Annotated in this window: 16 protein-coding genes; 14 read left to right on the top strand and 2 right to left on the bottom strand. The window is 60.4% G+C overall.

Features of this window, described 5'->3' with window-relative positions; genetic code table 11:
* Window positions 1-132 precede the first annotated feature (132 nt).
* The gene (gene rne, locus KGA85_RS27365; RefSeq protein WP_223543533.1) at window positions 133-3372 is read right to left on the bottom strand and encodes a ribonuclease E; all 3240 of its coding nucleotides are present in this window, start codon (window positions 3370-3372) and stop codon (window positions 133-135) included.
* A 702-nt stretch (window positions 3373-4074) separates the two neighbouring features.
* Between rne and rluC the strand changes: the two genes are divergently transcribed.
* The 3 genes from rluC to KGA85_RS27380 are packed head-to-tail and all read left to right on the top strand — an operon-like array spanning window position 4075 to window position 6700.
* Window positions 4075-5037, top strand: a complete 963-nt coding sequence (gene rluC, locus KGA85_RS27370) for a 23S rRNA pseudouridine(955/2504/2580) synthase RluC (protein WP_046037476.1) — start codon at window positions 4075-4077, stop codon at window positions 5035-5037.
* The gene (locus tag KGA85_RS27375; RefSeq protein ID WP_223543534.1) at window positions 5024-5686 is read left to right on the top strand and encodes an HAD-IA family hydrolase; all 663 of its coding nucleotides are present in this window, start codon (window positions 5024-5026) and stop codon (window positions 5684-5686) included. Before rluC ends, KGA85_RS27375 begins: the two co-directional genes overlap by 14 nt.
* Before the next feature lie 24 nt (window positions 5687-5710).
* Window positions 5711-6700 (top strand): S49 family peptidase, encoded by a 990-nt coding sequence (locus tag KGA85_RS27380; protein ID WP_223543535.1) that lies wholly within the window; start codon window positions 5711-5713, stop codon window positions 6698-6700.
* A gap of 54 nt (window positions 6701-6754) precedes the next feature.
* On the opposite strand, the gene KGA85_RS27385 is transcribed toward KGA85_RS27380, so the two are convergent.
* Window positions 6755-7333 (bottom strand): Maf family protein, encoded by a 579-nt coding sequence (locus tag KGA85_RS27385; protein ID WP_223533847.1) that lies wholly within the window; start codon window positions 7331-7333, stop codon window positions 6755-6757.
* Between the two features lie 105 nt (window positions 7334-7438).
* Here KGA85_RS27385 and KGA85_RS27390 point away from each other — a divergent pair, with 105 nt between their 5' ends.
* The 11 genes from KGA85_RS27390 to KGA85_RS27440 all read left to right on the top strand — a co-directional run bounded on the left by KGA85_RS27390 (window position 7439) and on the right by KGA85_RS27440 (window position 16466).
* Window positions 7439-7966: a YceD family protein gene (locus KGA85_RS27390; protein ID WP_008050439.1), complete on the top strand. Its 528-nt coding sequence runs from the start codon at window positions 7439-7441 to the stop codon at window positions 7964-7966.
* 13 nt (window positions 7967-7979) lie between these two features.
* Entirely contained in the window at window positions 7980-8162 is a 183-nt protein-coding gene (gene rpmF / locus KGA85_RS27395; RefSeq protein WP_003179396.1) for a 50S ribosomal protein L32, read from the top strand.
* A 4-nt stretch (window positions 8163-8166) separates the two neighbouring features.
* Window positions 8167-9177: a phosphate acyltransferase PlsX gene (plsX, locus tag KGA85_RS27400; protein ID WP_263287219.1), complete on the top strand. Its 1011-nt coding sequence runs from the start codon at window positions 8167-8169 to the stop codon at window positions 9175-9177.
* A gap of 125 nt (window positions 9178-9302) precedes the next feature.
* The gene (gene fabD, locus KGA85_RS27405; protein WP_223456174.1) at window positions 9303-10241 is read left to right on the top strand and encodes an ACP S-malonyltransferase; all 939 of its coding nucleotides are present in this window, start codon (window positions 9303-9305) and stop codon (window positions 10239-10241) included.
* Window positions 10242-10257: 16 nt separating this feature from the next.
* Window positions 10258-10998 (top strand): 3-oxoacyl-ACP reductase FabG, encoded by a 741-nt coding sequence (fabG, locus tag KGA85_RS27410; RefSeq protein ID WP_007987168.1) that lies wholly within the window; start codon window positions 10258-10260, stop codon window positions 10996-10998.
* Window positions 10999-11194: 196 nt separating this feature from the next.
* The gene (acpP, locus tag KGA85_RS27415) at window positions 11195-11431 is read left to right on the top strand and encodes an acyl carrier protein (RefSeq protein ID WP_003175607.1); all 237 of its coding nucleotides are present in this window, start codon (window positions 11195-11197) and stop codon (window positions 11429-11431) included.
* 108 nt (window positions 11432-11539) lie between these two features.
* On the top strand, window positions 11540-12784 hold the full coding sequence (gene fabF, locus KGA85_RS27420) for a beta-ketoacyl-ACP synthase II (protein WP_223456175.1): 1245 nt from the start codon (window positions 11540-11542) through the stop codon (window positions 12782-12784).
* Entirely contained in the window at window positions 12784-13599 is an 816-nt protein-coding gene (pabC, locus tag KGA85_RS27425) for an aminodeoxychorismate lyase (RefSeq protein ID WP_223456176.1), read from the top strand. The genes fabF and pabC overlap by 1 nt, the downstream gene beginning before the upstream one ends.
* A 3-nt stretch (window positions 13600-13602) precedes the next feature.
* Complete coding sequence (mltG, locus tag KGA85_RS27430; RefSeq protein ID WP_223456177.1) at window positions 13603-14835, top strand: endolytic transglycosylase MltG; 1233 nt, start codon at window positions 13603-13605, stop codon at window positions 14833-14835.
* 19 nt (window positions 14836-14854) lie between these two features.
* Window positions 14855-15487, top strand: a complete 633-nt coding sequence (gene tmk / locus KGA85_RS27435) for a dTMP kinase (RefSeq protein WP_223533850.1) — start codon at window positions 14855-14857, stop codon at window positions 15485-15487.
* The gene (locus tag KGA85_RS27440; RefSeq protein WP_223533851.1) at window positions 15480-16466 is read left to right on the top strand and encodes a DNA polymerase III subunit delta'; all 987 of its coding nucleotides are present in this window, start codon (window positions 15480-15482) and stop codon (window positions 16464-16466) included. The genes tmk and KGA85_RS27440 overlap by 8 nt, the downstream gene beginning before the upstream one ends.
* Window positions 16467-16525 lie beyond the last annotated feature (59 nt).

Genomic DNA, 16525 nt, shown 5'->3' on the forward strand with positions numbered 1-16525 from the left:
AGTCAACTGAGATGTTGGATGATCCACCGCCTTCGCGAGCAAGCCCGCTCCCACAAGGGGTTGCTGTGAATTCCGGATATAAAAAAGCCCCGCCTGGGATCACCAGGCGGGGCTTTTTAGTGGCCGATGGAATCAGACGAGAGGTTTAGGCTCGTGTTCTTTTTCCTGGGCTTGCTCGTGTTGCTCTACCGCTTCCTGAACGGAGCGCGGCGCTTCGTGGATCACCGACTCAACCGGCTCGGCAGGCACTTCAGCGGCCGGGGCAGGAGCTGCCTCAACCACTTCAGCAGCAACCGGTGCAGGCTCGGCAGCGACAACCGCTTCAGCCGGAGCAGCAGCGGCAGCCAGTTCAGCTTCCTTCTGCAGACGCTCGGCTTCACGCTTGCGACGACGCACTTCACGTGGGTCGTTAGGCGCACGGCCACTTGGCGTCAGGGCGCTGGCAGGAGCAGCTTCGACTACCGGAGCAGGTGCTTCGGCAACGACCGGTGCTTCAACGACTGGCGCTTCAACCACCTGTGCTGGAGCCGGTTCTGCAGCGGCAACCACCGGCTCGGAAACCATGGCTTCAGCCACTGGGGTTTCAGCGGCAGGTGCAGCGGCTTCAGCGACGGCTGGCTCGGCAACCCAATTGAATGCGGTTTGCTCTTCGCGAACTTCACGCACGGTTTCAGTCACGGTTTCAACAACCGCTTCTGCAGCCTGGGCAGGTGCTTCTACCGCTGGCGCTGGCTCGGCAGCCGCTTCAACAGTAGGCTGAGCTTCTGGCGCGGGCGCCACTTCGACTTCCGGCGAGGCGGTGACTTCAACCGGGGTGGTCGCTTCAACGACTGGCGCTTCAACCGGAGCTGCTTCCAGGGTCGCGGCAGTGGCGCGTTCGGCTTGCACATTGGCTTCAGCTTCGGCTGGAGCGCTGATCACGCTGCTGGCAACGGCTGCGGTGACAGCCAGGCCGGCGGCCAGATCGGCAACGCTTGGTGCTTCAGCGTTTTCGCCGGACTCGGACTCTTCCGAACCTTCGATCACATTGCCGTTGGCGTCACGCTGACGCTCGCGACGGTTGCTGCGACGACGCTGACCACGGGAGCGGCGGCGTGGACGATCGCCTTCGGCGCCTTCCTGACCTTCTTCCTGCAGTTGCTCTTCGTTGGTGACCAGTTCTTCTTCAGTTGCGGCTGCGGCAGCTTGTTCGGCACGTGGCTGACGTTCTTCACGCGGTGGGCGTGGAGCGCGTTCTTCACGTGGCTGGCGAGCTGGACGCTCTTCAGCGGTAGCAGCGGCGGCTGGAGCAGCCGGAGTAGCCGGAGCAACCGGAGCAGCATCCAGAGGCTCGCGCAGTTCACGAACGCGTTCTTCGCGCTCGCCACGTGGCTTGCGATCTTCACGCGGAGCGCGCGGTGCACGTTCTTCACGAGGCGCGCGTGGTGCGCGTTCTTCGCGGGCTACTGCTGGTGTTTCTTCGCGGGTCTCGCGAGGTTCGCGCACTTCCCGTGGCTGACGCTCTTCACGCGGTGCACGTTCTTCGCGGGGCTTGCGCTCTTCATCGCGGCGAACGTTACGGTTGCGGCTTTGCTGGCGACCGTTGCGACGCTCTTCGTTGCGGGCCGGACGCTCGGCGGCAGGCTTTTCAACCACAACCGGCGCGACAGGCTCTTCCTTGGTGGCGAACAGGCTGACCAGCGATTTCACCAGACCTTTGAACAGGCTTGGCTCCGGTACGGCGACCGGGGCAGGGGCTGGAGCGGCAACTTCGGTCGGCACCGGAGCGTTGGCGCGGGCCGGGGCCGTCTTGACCGCCGCTTCCTGGCGAACCAGGGTGCGGGTTGCAGCGGCTGGCTGGACTTCTTCGACTTCGGCAGCGGCAGCGGCGATTTCGTAGCTGGACTGGTTGGTCGCGGCTTCCGGGCTGTCGTCACGCAAGCGCTGCACTTCGAAGTGCGGCGTTTCGAGGTGATCGTTCGGCAGGATGACGATGCGGGCGCGGGTGCGCAGCTCGATCTTGGTGATCGAGTTGCGTTTTTCGTTGAGCAGGAACGCAGCCACCGGGATCGGCACTTGTGCACGAACTTCGGCGGTACGGTCTTTCAGGGCTTCTTCTTCGATCAGGCGCAGGATCGCCAGGGACAGCGATTCAACGTCACGGATGATGCCGGTGCCGTTGCAACGCGGGCAGACGATGCCGCTGCTTTCGCCCAGGGATGGACGCAGGCGCTGACGGGACATTTCCAGCAGGCCGAAGCGCGAAATGCGACCGACTTGCACGCGAGCGCGGTCGGCTTCCAGGCATTCGCGGACTTTCTCTTCCACGGCGCGCTGGTTCTTGGCAGGGGTCATGTCGATGAAGTCGATGACGATCAGGCCGCCGATGTCGCGCAGGCGCAACTGACGGGCGATTTCTTCGGCCGCTTCAAGGTTGGTTTGCAGCGCGGTTTCTTCGATGTCGCTGCCTTTGGTGGCGCGCGCCGAGTTGATGTCGATGGACACCAGGGCTTCGGTCGGATCGATAACGATGGAGCCGCCGGAAGGCAGTTCGACAACGCGCTGGAAAGCGGTTTCGATCTGGCTTTCGATCTGGAAACGGTTGAACAGCGGAACGCTGTCTTCGTACAGCTTGATCTTGCTGGCGTACTGCGGCATCACCTGGCGGATGAAGGTCAGGGCTTCGTCCTGGGCTTCAACGCTGTCGATCAGCACTTCGCCGATGTCCTGGCGCAGGTAGTCGCGGATCGCGCGGATGATCACGTTGCTTTCCTGATAGATCAGGAACGGCGCAGAGCGATCCAGCGAGGCTTCCTTGATGGCGGTCCAGAGTTGCAGCAGGTAGTCGAGGTCCCACTGCATTTCTTCGCTGCTGCGGCCCAGGCCGGCAGTGCGCACGATCAGGCCCATGTCGGCCGGGGCAACCAGGCCGTTCAGCGCTTCACGCAGTTCATTGCGCTCTTCGCCTTCGATGCGACGGGAGATACCGCCGGCACGCGGGTTGTTCGGCATCAGCACCAGGTAACGACCGGCCAGGCTGATGAAAGTGGTCAGGGCGGCGCCCTTGTTGCCACGTTCTTCTTTTTCGACCTGAACGATGACTTCCTGGCCTTCGCTCAGGACGTCCTTGATGTTGACGCGACCTTCCGGGGCTTTCTTGAAGTATTCGCGGGAGATTTCTTTGAGGGGCAGGAAGCCGTGGCGCTCAGAGCCGAAATCGACAAAGGCAGCCTCGAGGCTTGGTTCGATGCGAGTAATCCGGCCTTTATAGATGTTGGCCTTCTTCTGCTCGCGTGCACCGGATTCGATGTCCAGGTCGTAGAGGCGCTGGCCATCTACCAGTGCAACACGCAACTCTTCGGGTTGAGTTGCGTTAATCAGCATTCTTTTCATGTAGTACCGTCGGTTTCCGGGCTGCCGGAAACGGCGTTCGGCACACACGACTTCTCACGGTCGGTGTCAGGTGCGTCGGGAGTGGTTGGCCATTTCCCGTGTCCAGCGAAGTCCGGCCAATGTGGACCTTCATCGCGACGTACGCGTCCTGCTTGCTGTGGCTACTTAAGCACTCAGTCAGGAGGAGGAATCAACCAGCGGCTGTGGACGAGATGAAGCGTCTTGAGAAAACCTGTTGCTACACAGTCCGGCGGTTGTGCATCTCCACCCTACACGTATCCCTGATAATTCGGGTGCTGCCGCGCGCAGAATCCGCAGCGGGTTGGCATTTACCGTGAGCTCCGATAGGGGAGGTCACGCATCATGGCTAATTTAGGCGTTGTTTCCGATGCCTTCGCTCGGGGTCATTCGCAATTGACTGCACTTTGTGAACTGGCCGTGAATATGGCTCGCAAAACGAGTGAAAAACTCTGCTTTGTGGCGTGATTCAGGCCTCATGTCACCTGCGCTCGTTACACCTGCAAACTCCACCGTTACGTAGCGAAAGCCCCGTAGGACGGCCTCGCGTCCTGGTGAATTGCGTTGGTCAGGGCCGGTTTTTGACCGTTGGTCCGCTGTCCAGGCCGCTTTTGGCGACGTTCGCGACTATAGCAGCAATGATTAAGTGCTTCAATTCCATAAAAAATTGTTATCATCCGCGGCATGACGACGACTACCCCCCCGACTCCAAGCGTACAACTGCTTGAGGTCTCGCCGGAATATGCCGGCCAACGTATTGATAATTTCCTTCTCGCCCGACTCAAAGGCGTGCCCAAGACCTTGATTTACCGCATTTTGCGCAAGGGCGAAGTGCGTGTGAACAAAGGTCGGATCAAGCCCGAGTACAAGCTGCAGGCGGGCGATATCGTGCGCGTGCCGCCGGTTCGTGTGCCTGAGCGCGACGAGCCGGTGCCACTGGCACAAGGCCTGCTACAGCGGCTCGAAGCCTCGATTGTCTTCGAAGACAAGGCGCTGATCGTGATCAACAAGCCTTGCGGCATCGCCGTTCACGGCGGCAGCGGCTTGAATTACGGAGTAATCGAAGCCTTTCGTCAGTTGCGTCCCGATTGCAAGGAGCTCGAACTGGTTCATCGTCTCGACCGTGACACCTCCGGCCTGCTGATGATCGCCAAGAAGCGCAGCATGCTGCGTCACTTGCACACAGCCTTGCGCGGTGATGGCGTTGATAAGCGCTATATGGCGCTGGTTCGCGGCAACTGGGCATCCTCGATCAAGCAAGTTCGAGCGTCGCTCGGTAAGAGCAATCTGCGCTCCGGTGAGCGTATGGTCGAGGTCGACGAGGAGGAGGGCAAGGAGTCTGTGACCGTGTTCAAGGTCCTGCGTCGCTTTGGCGACTTTGCCACCCTGATTGAAGCCAAGCCGATCACCGGCCGCACTCACCAGATCCGTGTCCACACGTTGCACGCCGGGCACTGCATTGCCGGCGACACCAAGTACGGCGATGACGATTTCAGTAAGGAAATCCGCGATCTGGGCGGCAAGCGCCTGTTCCTGCACGCCTACATGCTGACCGTGCCGCTTCCCGATGGTGGTGAACTGAAACTGCAAGCGCCGGTCGACGAGATGTGGGCCAAAACCGTGGAGCGATTGAGTGCGCCCATCTGATTACAAGCTGCTGATCTTTGATTGGGACGGCACCCTGGCCGACTCTATTGGTCGGATTGTCGAGGCGATGCACGTTGCCTCCCAGCGTTCCGGTTTTGAGCTGCGCGATGATCTGGCCGTCAAGGGCATCATCGGCCTGGGCTTGCCGGAAGCGATCCGCACCCTGTACCCCGAAATCGGCGACGCCGAGCTGGTCGCGTTCCGCGAGCACTATGCTGAGCATTACATTGCGTCGGAGGCTGTGCCTTCGCCGCTGTTCGAAGGTGTGGTCGAGTCGCTCGAGGCGTTTCGTGCCGAGGGCTATCATCTGGCTGTGGCGACCGGCAAGGCCCGTCGCGGGCTGGATCGGGTGTTGAAGTCCCATGGCTGGGAGAGTTACTTCGATATCACTCGCGCCGCCGACGAGACCGCCAGCAAGCCCCATCCGCTGATGCTCGAGCAGATTCTCGCGCATTGCGAGGTTCGCCCGGAGCAGGCGTTGATGGTCGGTGATTCGTCCTTTGATCTGCAGATGGCACGCAACGCCGGCATGGGCTCGGTGGCCGTCAGTTATGGCGCCCAATCGATCGATGCGTTGAAGTCGTATGAGCCGCGACTGGCCATCGACCGTTTTTCAGAATTGCATGCCTGGCTCAGTCAGCGGGCTTAACCGGTTGTATTTGGGGTGGATGGCATGACCGACGAATGGAAGGCGCCCGCCAAGGCGAGCGCAGAGAGCGGTGACGACAAGAGCTGGAAGCTGCTGGAAAAGACGCTGCTGGCCGGCGTGCAGGAGCAGCGCCGGTCCCGTCGCTGGGGGATATTCTTCAAATCACTGACTTTTGTGTATCTGTTCGGCGCAATTGCCCTGTTTTCGCCGCTGATGGATATGGAGAAGGCAGCTACCCTCAGTGCCAATTACACGGCGTTGATCGATGTGACAGGCATGATTGCCGACAAGGAGCCGGCCAGCGCAGACAATATCGTTGGCAGCCTGCGCGCGGCTTTCGAGGATAAGAAGGTCAAGGGCGTCATCCTGCGCATCAACAGCCCGGGCGGCAGTCCGGTGCAGTCGGGTTATGTCTATGACGAGATCCGTCGTCTGCGCGGCCTGCACCCGGACATCAAGCTGTATGCGGTCATTTCCGACCTGGGGGCTTCCGGCGCTTACTACATCGCCAGCGCGGCAGATCAGATCTACGCCGACAAGGCGAGCCTGGTCGGCTCCATCGGTGTGACGGCAGCCGGTTATGGTTTTGTCGGCACCATGGAGAAACTGGGCGTCGAACGTCGTACCTACACCTCTGGCGAGCACAAGTCGTTCCTCGATCCGTTCCAGCCACAAAAGCCGGAAGAAACCGCCTTCTGGCAGGGTGTGCTCGATACGACCCACAAGCAGTTCATCAGTAGCGTCAAGCAGGGGCGCGGCGATCGCCTGAAGGACAAGGATCATCCGGAGCTGTTCTCCGGTCTGGTCTGGTCCGGCGAGCAGGCGCTGCCGCTTGGGTTGATCGATGGGCTGGGTAATGCCAGTTCGGTTGCGCGGGATGTGATCGGCGAGAAGGAGCTGGTGGACTTTACCGTTCAGGAGTCGCCATTCGATCGCTTCTCGAAAAAGCTCGGTGCCAGCGTGGCTGAGCACTTGGCGATGTGGATGGGTTTTAACGGTCCGTCGCTGCGCTGATTTTGCGGTGACATGAAAAACCGGCCTGCGAGGCCGGTTTTTTAGTATTGAGACTCAGGGTATCTGCACGCCTTCGGCCAGCAACATGTCGATCAGGCGAATCAGCGGCAGGCCGATCAGGCTGGTGGCGTCAGGTCCCTCGGTGCTGCGAAACAGGCTGACCCCCAGACCTTCGGCCTTGAAGCTGCCTGCGCAGTCGTAGGGTTGTTCAGCGTGCAGGTAGCGTTCGATACGGGTCGCGTCGAGTGTGCGCATGTGTACGGTGAAGGGCACACAATCGACCTGGCAGTGCCCGGTCTGGCTGTTGAGCAGGGCCAGGCCGGTCAGGAACGTCACGCTGGCACCGCTGGCGGCCAGCAGTTGCTCGCGGGCTTTTTCGAACGTGTGGGGCTTGCCGATAATCCGGTTTCCCAGCACGGCGACCTGGTCGGAGCCAATTATCAGATGAGCGGTATGGCTGTCGGCCAGGGCGCGCGCTTTCTCTTCGGCGAGGCGCTTGACCAGCTCGATGGCGGGCTCATCCGGGCGATGGCTTTCGTCGATATCCGGCGAGCTGCAAGTGAAAGGCAGCTGCAGGCGGGTCAGCAATTCCCGGCGATAGACCGAGCCAGAAGCGAGTAATAAAGGCAGCATGCGCATCTCCAGAAGGCAGGTGCGAATTCTAGCGAGGCTTGCAAGTGACGGACAGGGCTGAATTTCCTTTGACATGGGCGGGTGCATCCCTATAATGCTGCGCCTATGTTGAATGACCCGATTCCACCTCACGTTGACCCGCGCAAATTGGCTGATCGTGGCACCACCCTTCAAGGTGAAATGCTGCTGGCCGATTTGGAGAGACTCTGCGACCCGCTTTCCGACAATGTCGGTACGGTGCAGGCTAAATTCGTTTTTGAACGAGATGAACGTAAATCTGTGGTCATCCACAGCTTTATCGACACTGAAGTCAAAATGGTTTGCCAGCGTTGTCTTGAGCTGGTCACCCTGCCGATCCACAGCGAATGCAGTTACGCTGTGGTGAAGGAGGGTGCGAATACCCAGTCGTTGCCGAAAGGTTATGACGTGCTGGAACTGGGCGAAGATCCTTTGGATCTGCAGTCACTGATCGAGGAGGAGCTTCTGCTCGCCTTGCCCATTGTGCCTGCTCATCATCCGGAAGAATGCCAGCAGCCGGCGGGTCTCGATGAGCCCGAACCGAGCGAGGACGAGGTAACGCGGTCCAACCCGTTCAGTGTATTGGCGCAGTTAAAGCGTGACCCAAACGTTTAGGAGTTAATCAATTATGGCTGTTCAGCAGAACAAAAAATCCCGCTCTGCCCGTGACATGCGCCGTTCGCACGACGCTCTCGAGGCTAGCACCCTGTCTGTAGAAAAAACCACCGGTGAAGTTCACCTGCGTCACCACGTATCGCCAGAAGGCGTATACCGTGGCCGTAAAGTGATCGACAAGGGCGCTGACGAGTAATCACTTGTCCGCTCAAGTCATCGCGATTGACGCAATGGGCGGGGACTTCGGTCCCCGCAGCATTGTTCAGGCCAGCCTTGCTTGCCTGTCTGCTACACCCTCGCTGCACCTGACCCTCGTCGGTCAACCCTCCCTTCTTGAAGAATTGATCGCTGGCCACCCGGCTGTGGATCGCGCGCGCCTGTCGATTACGCCGGCGAGCGAAGTCATCACCATGGACGAAAAACCTGCCCAGGCCTTGCGTGGCAAGCCTGACTCGTCGATGCGTGTGGCGCTTGAGTTGTTGCGTGATGGCAAGGTCCAGGCCTGTGTCAGTGCCGGCAACACCGGGGCGCTGATGGCGTTGTCGCGGTTCGTGCTCAAGACCCTGCCGGGCATTGATCGTCCGGCCATGGTCGCGGCGATTCCGACGCAAAAGGGTTACTGCCAATTGCTCGACCTGGGCGCCAACGTCGATTGCAGTGCCGAGCATCTGTTGCAGTTTGCGGTCATGGGTTCGGTTGCGGCGGAAACCCTGGGCATAGTGCGCCCACGGGTAGCCTTACTGAACATCGGCACCGAAGACATCAAGGGCAATCAGCAGGTCAAGCTGGCAGCGACGTTGTTGCAAGGCGCCCGGGGCATCAATTACATCGGCTTTATCGAGGGCGACGGTTTGTACCGTGGCGAAGCGGATGTGGTGGTATGTGACGGTTTTGTCGGCAACATCCTGCTCAAATCCAGCGAAGGTCTGGCGACCATGATTGCCGGGCGCATCGAGGCGTTGTTCAAAAAGAACATGGCCTCTCGCGTGGTCGGTGCGCTGGCGCTGCCGTTGATGAAGCGTCTGCAGGCTGAACTGGCGCCTGCCCGGCACAACGGCGCGAGCTTTCTCGGCTTGCAGGGCATTGTGGTGAAAAGCCACGGTTCTGCGGGGGTCCAGGGGTTTCAGAGTGCCATTGCGCGCGCCTTGATCGAGATTCAGGAGAATCTTCCCGAGCGCCTGCACGGTCGTCTGGAGGATTTGTTGCTTTAGGCGTTTTCGTCGGACAATGCTTAAATGTGACCGCTTGGTTCGATGGGCCATCCAACTGTCAGTTTCTTGCGTCCCCAATGCGGGGCGCCAACTCTCCGACGACAAGATCATTAGGGGCTTGTTACATGTCTGCTTCCCTCGCATTCGTCTTTCCCGGACAGGGTTCGCAGTCCCTCGGCATGCTCGCCGAGTTGGGCGCACAACATCCGGTTGTCCTTGAAACATTCAAAGAAGCTTCCGATGCACTGGGTTACGACCTGTGGGCACTGACCCAGCAAGGGCCGGAAGAGCAACTCAATCAAACCGATAAAACCCAACCGGCCATTCTGACCGCCTCTATCGCCCTGTGGCGTCTGTGGCTGGCCGAAGGTGGTGCGCGTCCGGCTTACGTTGCCGGGCACAGCCTGGGTGAATACAGCGCGCTGGTCGCGGCAGGCAGTCTGAGCCTGGGCGACGCGGTGAAGCTCGTCGAGCGTCGTGGCCAACTGATGCAGGAAGCCGTTCCGGCGGGGCAGGGCGGCATGGCCGCCATCCTCGGACTGGATGATGCCGACGTACTGGCAGCCTGTGCCGAAGCGGCGCAAGGCGAAGTGGTCAGTGCGGTCAATTTCAACTCGCCGGGCCAGGTGGTCATCGCCGGTGCCAAGGCTGCCGTCGAGCGCGCCATCGAAGGCTGCAAGGCGCGTGGTGCCAAGCGTGCCATGCCGTTGCCGGTCAGCGTGCCGTCGCACTGCGAGCTGATGCGTCCGGCGGCCGAGCGTTTCGCCGAGTCGATCGCCGCGATCGACTGGCAGGTCCCGCAAATTCCTGTGGTGCAGAACGTCAGTGCTGACGTGCCTGCCGATCTGGAAACCCTCAAGCGCGATCTGCTTGAGCAGCTTTACAAGCCAGTGCGCTGGGTTGAATCGGTCCAGGTGCTGGCCGCCAGGGGCGCGACCCAACTGGTCGAATGCGGTCCAGGCAAAGTGCTGGCCGGTCTGAACAAGCGCTGCGCCGAAGGCGTGTCGACATCCAACCTCAATACCCCAGACGCTTTCGCTGCCGCCCGCGCAGCGTTGGCCTGAATCAGGAGAAGCTTGCATGAGTCTGCAAGGTAAAGTTGCACTGGTCACTGGTGCAAGTCGTGGCATCGGCCAGGCTATCGCCCTGGAACTGGGTCGTCAGGGCGCCATCGTTGTTGGTACCGCGACTTCCGCGTCGGGTGCTGAGCGCATCGCCGCGACCCTGAAGGAAAACGGTATCCAGGGCACTGGCCTGGAACTCAATGTCACCAGCGACGAGTCTGTGGCAAGTGTTCTGGCGAGCATTCAGGAGCAGTTCGGTGCGCCGGCGATTCTGGTCAATAATGCCGGTATCACCCGCGATAACCTGATGATGCGCATGAAAGACGACGAGTGGCACGACGTTGTCGATACCAATCTGAACAGTCTGTTCCGCCTGTCCAAGGGCGTTTTGCGCGGCATGACCAAAGCCCGTTGGGGCCGAATTATCAGTATTGGTTCGGTTGTGGGTGCCATGGGCAACGCAGGCCAAGTAAACTACGCTGCCGCCAAGGCCGGCCTGGAAGGTTTCAGCCGTGCACTGGCGCGTGAAGTCGGTTCGCGTTCGATTACGGTAAACTCGGTGGCCCCAGGGTTCATCGATACCGATATGACCCGTGAACTGCCCGAGGCACAGCGTGAAGCCTTGCAGACGCAGATTCCGCTGGGTCGTCTGGGACAAGCTCAAGAGATCGCGTCCGTGGTCGCTTTTCTTGCGTCGGACGGTGCGGCTTACGTTACCGGAGCTACAATCCCGGTGAACGGCGGGATGTACATGTAATTCAAATGTGACGGATTGCTTCAAAAAAATGTCATACGAGCTGTCTAAAATCCGTTATAAAGCTGCAATCTATTTATAGGCAGAGGGTCACCGGGTTCGAGGAGTGAAGCTTTCAGTTGAAAAGCTGAAAAGCCTTTCTATACACTTACCCACTGGCCAGCTGCCTGAATTTGTCCATTAGGAGTGAAAACAAGGTATGAGCACCATCGAAGAGCGCGTCAAGAAAATCGTTGCTGAGCAACTGGGCGTTAAAGAAGAAGAAGTGGTCAACACTGCTTCCTTCGTTGAAGACCTGGGTGCCGACTCCCTTGACACCGTTGAGCTGGTGATGGCTCTGGAAGAGGAATTCGAGACCGAAATCCCTGACGAAGAAGCCGAGAAGATCACTACTGTACAAGCTGCAATCGACTACGTTACTAGCCACCAGGCGTAATAGTTTGTAATCGTTGCTCGCTGTCATGGAAAAACCGCACTGCCATCACGGCGTGCGGTTTTTTCTTTAGGCCTGATGCAAAGTCGTCATTTGAAAAAGGAGAGTGCTGTGTCGCGTAGACGCGTCGTAGTCACCGGTATGGGTATGTTGTCGCCACTGGGCACGGATGTGCCGAGCAGCTGGCAGGGCATTCTGGCTGGCCGCAGTGGCATTGGTCTGATCGAACACGCCGACCTTTCTGCCTATTCCACCCGTTTTGGCGGCTCGGTAAAGGACTTCAATGTCGAGGAATACCTGTCGGTCAAGGAAGCCCGCAAGCTCGACCTGTTCATTCAATACGGTCTGGCCGCAGGTTTTCAGGCGGTACGTAATTCCGGTCTGGAAGTCACTGACGCCAACCGTGAGCGTATCGGCGTGGCCATGGGCTCGGGTATTGGCGGTCTGACCAATATCGAAGAAACCGCCCGCACCCTGCACGAGACCGGCCCACGACGGATCTCTCCGTTCTTCGTGCCAGGCTCGATCATCAATATGATTTCCGGTTTCCTGTCGATCCATCTGGGGGCACAGGGACCTAACTACGCCATCGCCACGGCCTGTACCACCGGTACCCACTGCATTGGCATGGCGGCCCGCAACATCATGTACGACGAAGCCGACGTGATGATTGCCGGCGGCGCCGAGATGGCGGCCTGCGGTCTGGGCATGGGCGGCTTTGGTGCTTCCCGCGCGCTGTCGACCCGCAACGACGAGCCGACCCGCGCCAGCCGTCCATGGGACAAGGGCCGCGATGGCTTTGTATTGTCCAATGGTGCCGGTGCGCTGGTGCTGGAAGAACTCGAGCACGCCAAGGCGCGTGGCGCGACCATCTACGCCGAGCTGATCGGCTTTGGCACCAGTGGCGATGCCTACCACATGACCTCGCCGCCAGCCGATGGCGCGGGTGCTGCGCGCTGCGTCACCAATGCGCTGCGCGATGCCAAAATCAATGGCGATCAAGTGCAGTACATCAACGCCCACGGCACTTCGACTCCCGCAGGCGACCTGGCCGAAGTCAATGCGATCAAGTCGGTGTTCGGCGATCACGCCTACAAGCTGGCCGTCAGTTCCACCAAGTCCATGACCGGTCACCTGCTGGGTGCGGCGGGCGCGGTCGAGGCGATCTTCAGCGTGCTGGCGATCAACAGCCAGGTAGCGCCGCCGACCATCAACCTCGATGAGCCGGACGAAGGTTGCGACCTCGATTTCGTGCCGCACACTGCGCGCAACATGGATATCGATGTGGTGGTGTCCAACTCCTTCGGTTTTGGCGGCACCAACGGCTCGCTGGTGTTCCGCCGGTTCGCAGGCTGATGGACAGCTGGGTCGATGGTCAGCCGGCTGACGCTTTGTCGCTGAAGGATCGCGGCCTGGCTTATGGCGATGGTCTGTTCGAGACCATCGCCGTGCGCAAAGGGCAGCCCGTGTTGCTGGACCGGCATCTGTCGCGTCTGGCTGACGGCTGTTCGCGTTTGGCAATTACTGCCGATCATGAGTTGGTCCGCAGCGAGTTGCTGGCCTACGCCGCGGCACTGGGTGACGGGGTGCTCAAGCTCATTCTCACCCGCGGCGACGGTCTGCGCGGTTACGCCCCCGATCCTTCGGCTCAGGCCCGACGCATTCTGCAAGGCAATCCACCGGCGGCTTACCCAGCCGCGCATGGCGAGCAGGGTGTACGTCTGTTTCCTTGCGCCACGCGATTGTCCAGGCAGCCATTACTCGCCGGCCTCAAGCACCTGAATCGTCTTGAACAAGTCCTCGCCCGTGCCGAATGGCAGGACACCGAGCATGCCGAAGGCTTGATGCTCGATCAGGCCGGGCGCGTGATTGAAGGCGTGTTCAGCAACTTGTTCCTGGTGCGTGATGGCGTGCTCATCACCGCTGACCTCAAGCGCTGCGGCGTGGCAGGCGTCATGCGTGAAGAAATATTGTTTCAGGCCAGGTCGCTGGGAATCCCCACGCAAATCACCGATATCCCCCTCGAACAGCTGCAATGGGCTGACGAAGTCTTTGTCTGCAACAGCGTGTATGGTATCTGGCCGGTGCGCGCCTATGCTGCTCTTCACTGGCCGGTTGGGCCGCTCACCCGTAAACTCCAAACCATTTCCCGTGTGCTACTGGATGCTTGATACGTGAGACGTAAACTCTTGCTGCTGCTGGAAACCGGAGTGGTTCTGGCGGGGCTGCTGTTGGGTGCTTCAGCCTGGAAAATTCATTCGGCGCTGGTACAGCCGCTGAACATTGCCCAGGAACAATTGCTGGATGTGCCCAAGGGCACGACGCCGACCCGCACCTTCTACCGACTCGAAGCCAATGGCGTCATCAAGGACGCGTTCTGGCTGCGGGTCTATTGGCGCTTTAATCTCGCCAAACAACCCCTGCACAGCGGCGAATATCGCCTGCAACCGGGCATGACCGTCGAAGGCCTGATCGACCTGTGGAAACGCGGGGAAATGGTTCAGTACAGCCTGACCCTGGTCGAAGGCTGGAATTTCCGTCAGGTCCGCGCAGCGCTGGCCAAGGAAGAAAAGCTCGATCATAGCCTCAATGGTTTGAACGATAGCCAGGTCATGGACAAGCTCGGCCACACTGGGATTTTTCCGGAAGGGCGCTTCTTCCCTGACACCTATCGTTACGTGCGAGGCATGTCCGATATCGAGCTGCTGAAAACCGCTTACGACCGCCTCGACGAAGTGCTCGCCAAGGAGTGGGAACAGCGCTCTTCCGATGTGCCGTACACCGAGCCCTACCAGGCGCTGATCATGGCTTCGCTGGTGGAAAAGGAAACCGGCGTACCGCAGGAGCGCGGGCAGATTGCTGGTGTGTTTGTACGGCGCATGGCGATGGGCATGCTGCTGCAGACCGACCCAACGGTGATCTACGGCCTCGGCGACCGCTATAGCGGCAAGCTGACCCGGGCTCATCTCAAGGAAGCGACGCCCTATAACACCTACATGAATGCGGGCCTGCCACCGACGCCGATTTCGATGGTCGGTCGCGAAGCCATCCATGCGGCACTCAATCCGGTGGAGGGCAACAGTCTTTACTTCGTGGCGCGCGGTGATGGCACTCACGTGTTCTCCGACGACCTGGATGCACACAACAATGCTGTGAAGGAGTTCCAGCTCAAGCGTCGCGCCGATTATCGCTCCAGTCCGGCGCCCGCTACTGCGCCCGAGATGCCGCCAACCCAGGCTGAGCAAAACGGTACGCAGGAGGCCAAGGCTTCGCAGGAGCTGGCGCCGATCCCGGCCGCTTCACCGAACACGGCTCCCGAGGCGCTGCCGCAGGTGCCGCCGCAAGATCCTGCGCCGGCCCCTGAAACGTCGGCCTCTGATGCCAACGCACCGAAAAGCCCGCAATGACTCTGACTAAGGACTGCCTGTGACTGGCTTGTTTATTACTCTGGAAGGCCCGGAAGGCGCTGGCAAGAGCACCAACCGCGAATACCTGGCCGAGCGCTTGCGCGCCGCCGGCATCGAGGTGGTGCTGACCCGCGAGCCGGGTGGCACGCCGTTGGCCGAGCGCATCCGTGAAGTGTTGTTGGCCCCGGTCGAAGAAGTCATGAACCCGGATACCGAGTTGCTGCTGGTGTTCGCGGCGCGTGCCCAGCACCTGGCCGAAGTGATTCGTCCGGCGCTGGCCCGCGGTGCCGTGGTCTTGTGTGATCGTTTTACCGATTCGACGTACGCTTATCAGGGCGGCGGTCGCGGCTTGTCGCTGGAGCGCATCGCGACCCTGGAAACCTTCGTCCAGGGCGATCTGCGTCCAGACCTGACGCTGATTTTCGATCTGCCTGTCGAGGTCGGCCTGGCCCGCGCCAGCGCTCGCGGTCGTCTGGATCGCTTCGAGCTCGAAGGCCGGACCTTTTTCGATGCCGTGCGCAGTGCCTTCCTCAAGCGGGCCGAGGCGGATCCGGCGCGTTATGTGCTGGTCGATGCTGCCCAACCGTTGGCAAAGGTCCAGCAATCGCTGGATGCCTTGCTGCCGCGCCTGCTGGAGTTGAGCCGTGGCTGAGGCCTACCCGTGGCAGGCAAGCCTCTGGCAGCAACTGGCCGGTCGCGCCCAACATGCGCACGCCTACCTGCTGCATGGCCCGGCCGGAATCGGCAAGCGGGCACTGGCCGAGCGCTTGATGGCCAGCTTGCTGTGCCAGCGCCCGAACGCGCTGGAGGCCTGCGGAGAATGCAAATCCTGCCTGCTGCTCAAGGCTGGCAGCCATCCGGATAACTACATCTTGGAGCCGGAGGAAGCCGACAAGGCGATCAAGGTCGATCAGGTTCGCGACCTGGTCGGTTTCGTGGTGCAGACCGCGCAGTTGGGCGGGCGCAAAGTGGTGCTGATCGAGCCGGCCGAGTCGATGAACATCAACGCCGCCAACGCCTTGCTCAAAAGCCTTGAAGAACCGTCCGGCGATACCGTTTTGTTGCTGGTCAGCCATCAGCCGAGCCGATTGTTGCCAACCATCAAGAGTCGCTGCGTGCAGCAGGCCTGTCCGCTGCCGGGTGAGGCCATGAGCTTGAAGTGGCTCGCCCAAGCATTGCCGGAGTGCTCCGAAGACGAGCGCGTCGAACTGCTGACGCTGGCTGCCGGTTCGCCGCTGGCGGCGGTCAATCTCCAGGCCCAGGGCGTGCGTGAACAGCGCGCGCAAGTGGTGGAGGGGGTGAAGAAACTCCTCAAGCAACAGCAGTCGCCGACGCAACTGGCCGAAGAATGGAAAAACATTCCGATGTTGCGCCTGTTCGATTGGTTCTGCGATTGGTCGAGCCTGATCCTGCGTTATCAGTTGACCCAGGATGAAGCCGGCCTCGGCCTGACCGACATGCGCAAGGTCGTGCAATACCTGGCGCAGAAAAGCGCCCAGGGCAAGGTCCTCGATATTCAGGACTGGATCCTCGCCCAGCGACAGAAAGTCTTGAGCAAGGCCAACCTCAATCCGGCCTTGCTGCTGGAGGCATTGCTGGTGCAATGGGTGTCGTTGCCTGCCCAACGATGACTGTCCGCGCCTAGACTCTGAGTATCAGAACATCCGACCGTCCCACTCATTTGATGCAA

It is taken from the genome of Pseudomonas sp. GL-B-12, assembly GCF_019955895.1.
GTDB lineage: Bacteria > Pseudomonadota > Gammaproteobacteria > Pseudomonadales > Pseudomonadaceae > Aquipseudomonas.

What these genes read in the sequence shown, in the direction of transcription:
- pabC (WP_223456176.1), top strand. Translation starts at nt 12,784, where the DNA reads ATGGACAGCTGGGTCGATGGTCAGCCGGCTGACGCTTTGTCGCTGAAG.
- rne (WP_223543533.1), bottom strand. Translation starts at nt 3,372, where the DNA reads ATGAAAAGAATGCTGATTAACGCAACTCAACCCGAAGAGTTGCGTGTT.
- KGA85_RS27385 (WP_223533847.1), bottom strand. Translation starts at nt 7,333, where the DNA reads ATGCTGCCTTTATTACTCGCTTCTGGCTCGGTCTATCGCCGGGAATTG.
- rpmF (WP_003179396.1), top strand. Translation starts at nt 7,980, where the DNA reads ATGGCTGTTCAGCAGAACAAAAAATCCCGCTCTGCCCGTGACATGCGC.
- fabD (WP_223456174.1), top strand. Translation starts at nt 9,303, where the DNA reads ATGTCTGCTTCCCTCGCATTCGTCTTTCCCGGACAGGGTTCGCAGTCC.
- fabG (WP_007987168.1), top strand. Translation starts at nt 10,258, where the DNA reads ATGAGTCTGCAAGGTAAAGTTGCACTGGTCACTGGTGCAAGTCGTGGC.
- acpP (WP_003175607.1), top strand. Translation starts at nt 11,195, where the DNA reads ATGAGCACCATCGAAGAGCGCGTCAAGAAAATCGTTGCTGAGCAACTG.
- KGA85_RS27390 (WP_008050439.1), top strand. Translation starts at nt 7,439, where the DNA reads ATGTTGAATGACCCGATTCCACCTCACGTTGACCCGCGCAAATTGGCT.
- KGA85_RS27380 (WP_223543535.1), top strand. Translation starts at nt 5,711, where the DNA reads ATGACCGACGAATGGAAGGCGCCCGCCAAGGCGAGCGCAGAGAGCGGT.
- rluC (WP_046037476.1), top strand. Translation starts at nt 4,075, where the DNA reads ATGACGACGACTACCCCCCCGACTCCAAGCGTACAACTGCTTGAGGTC.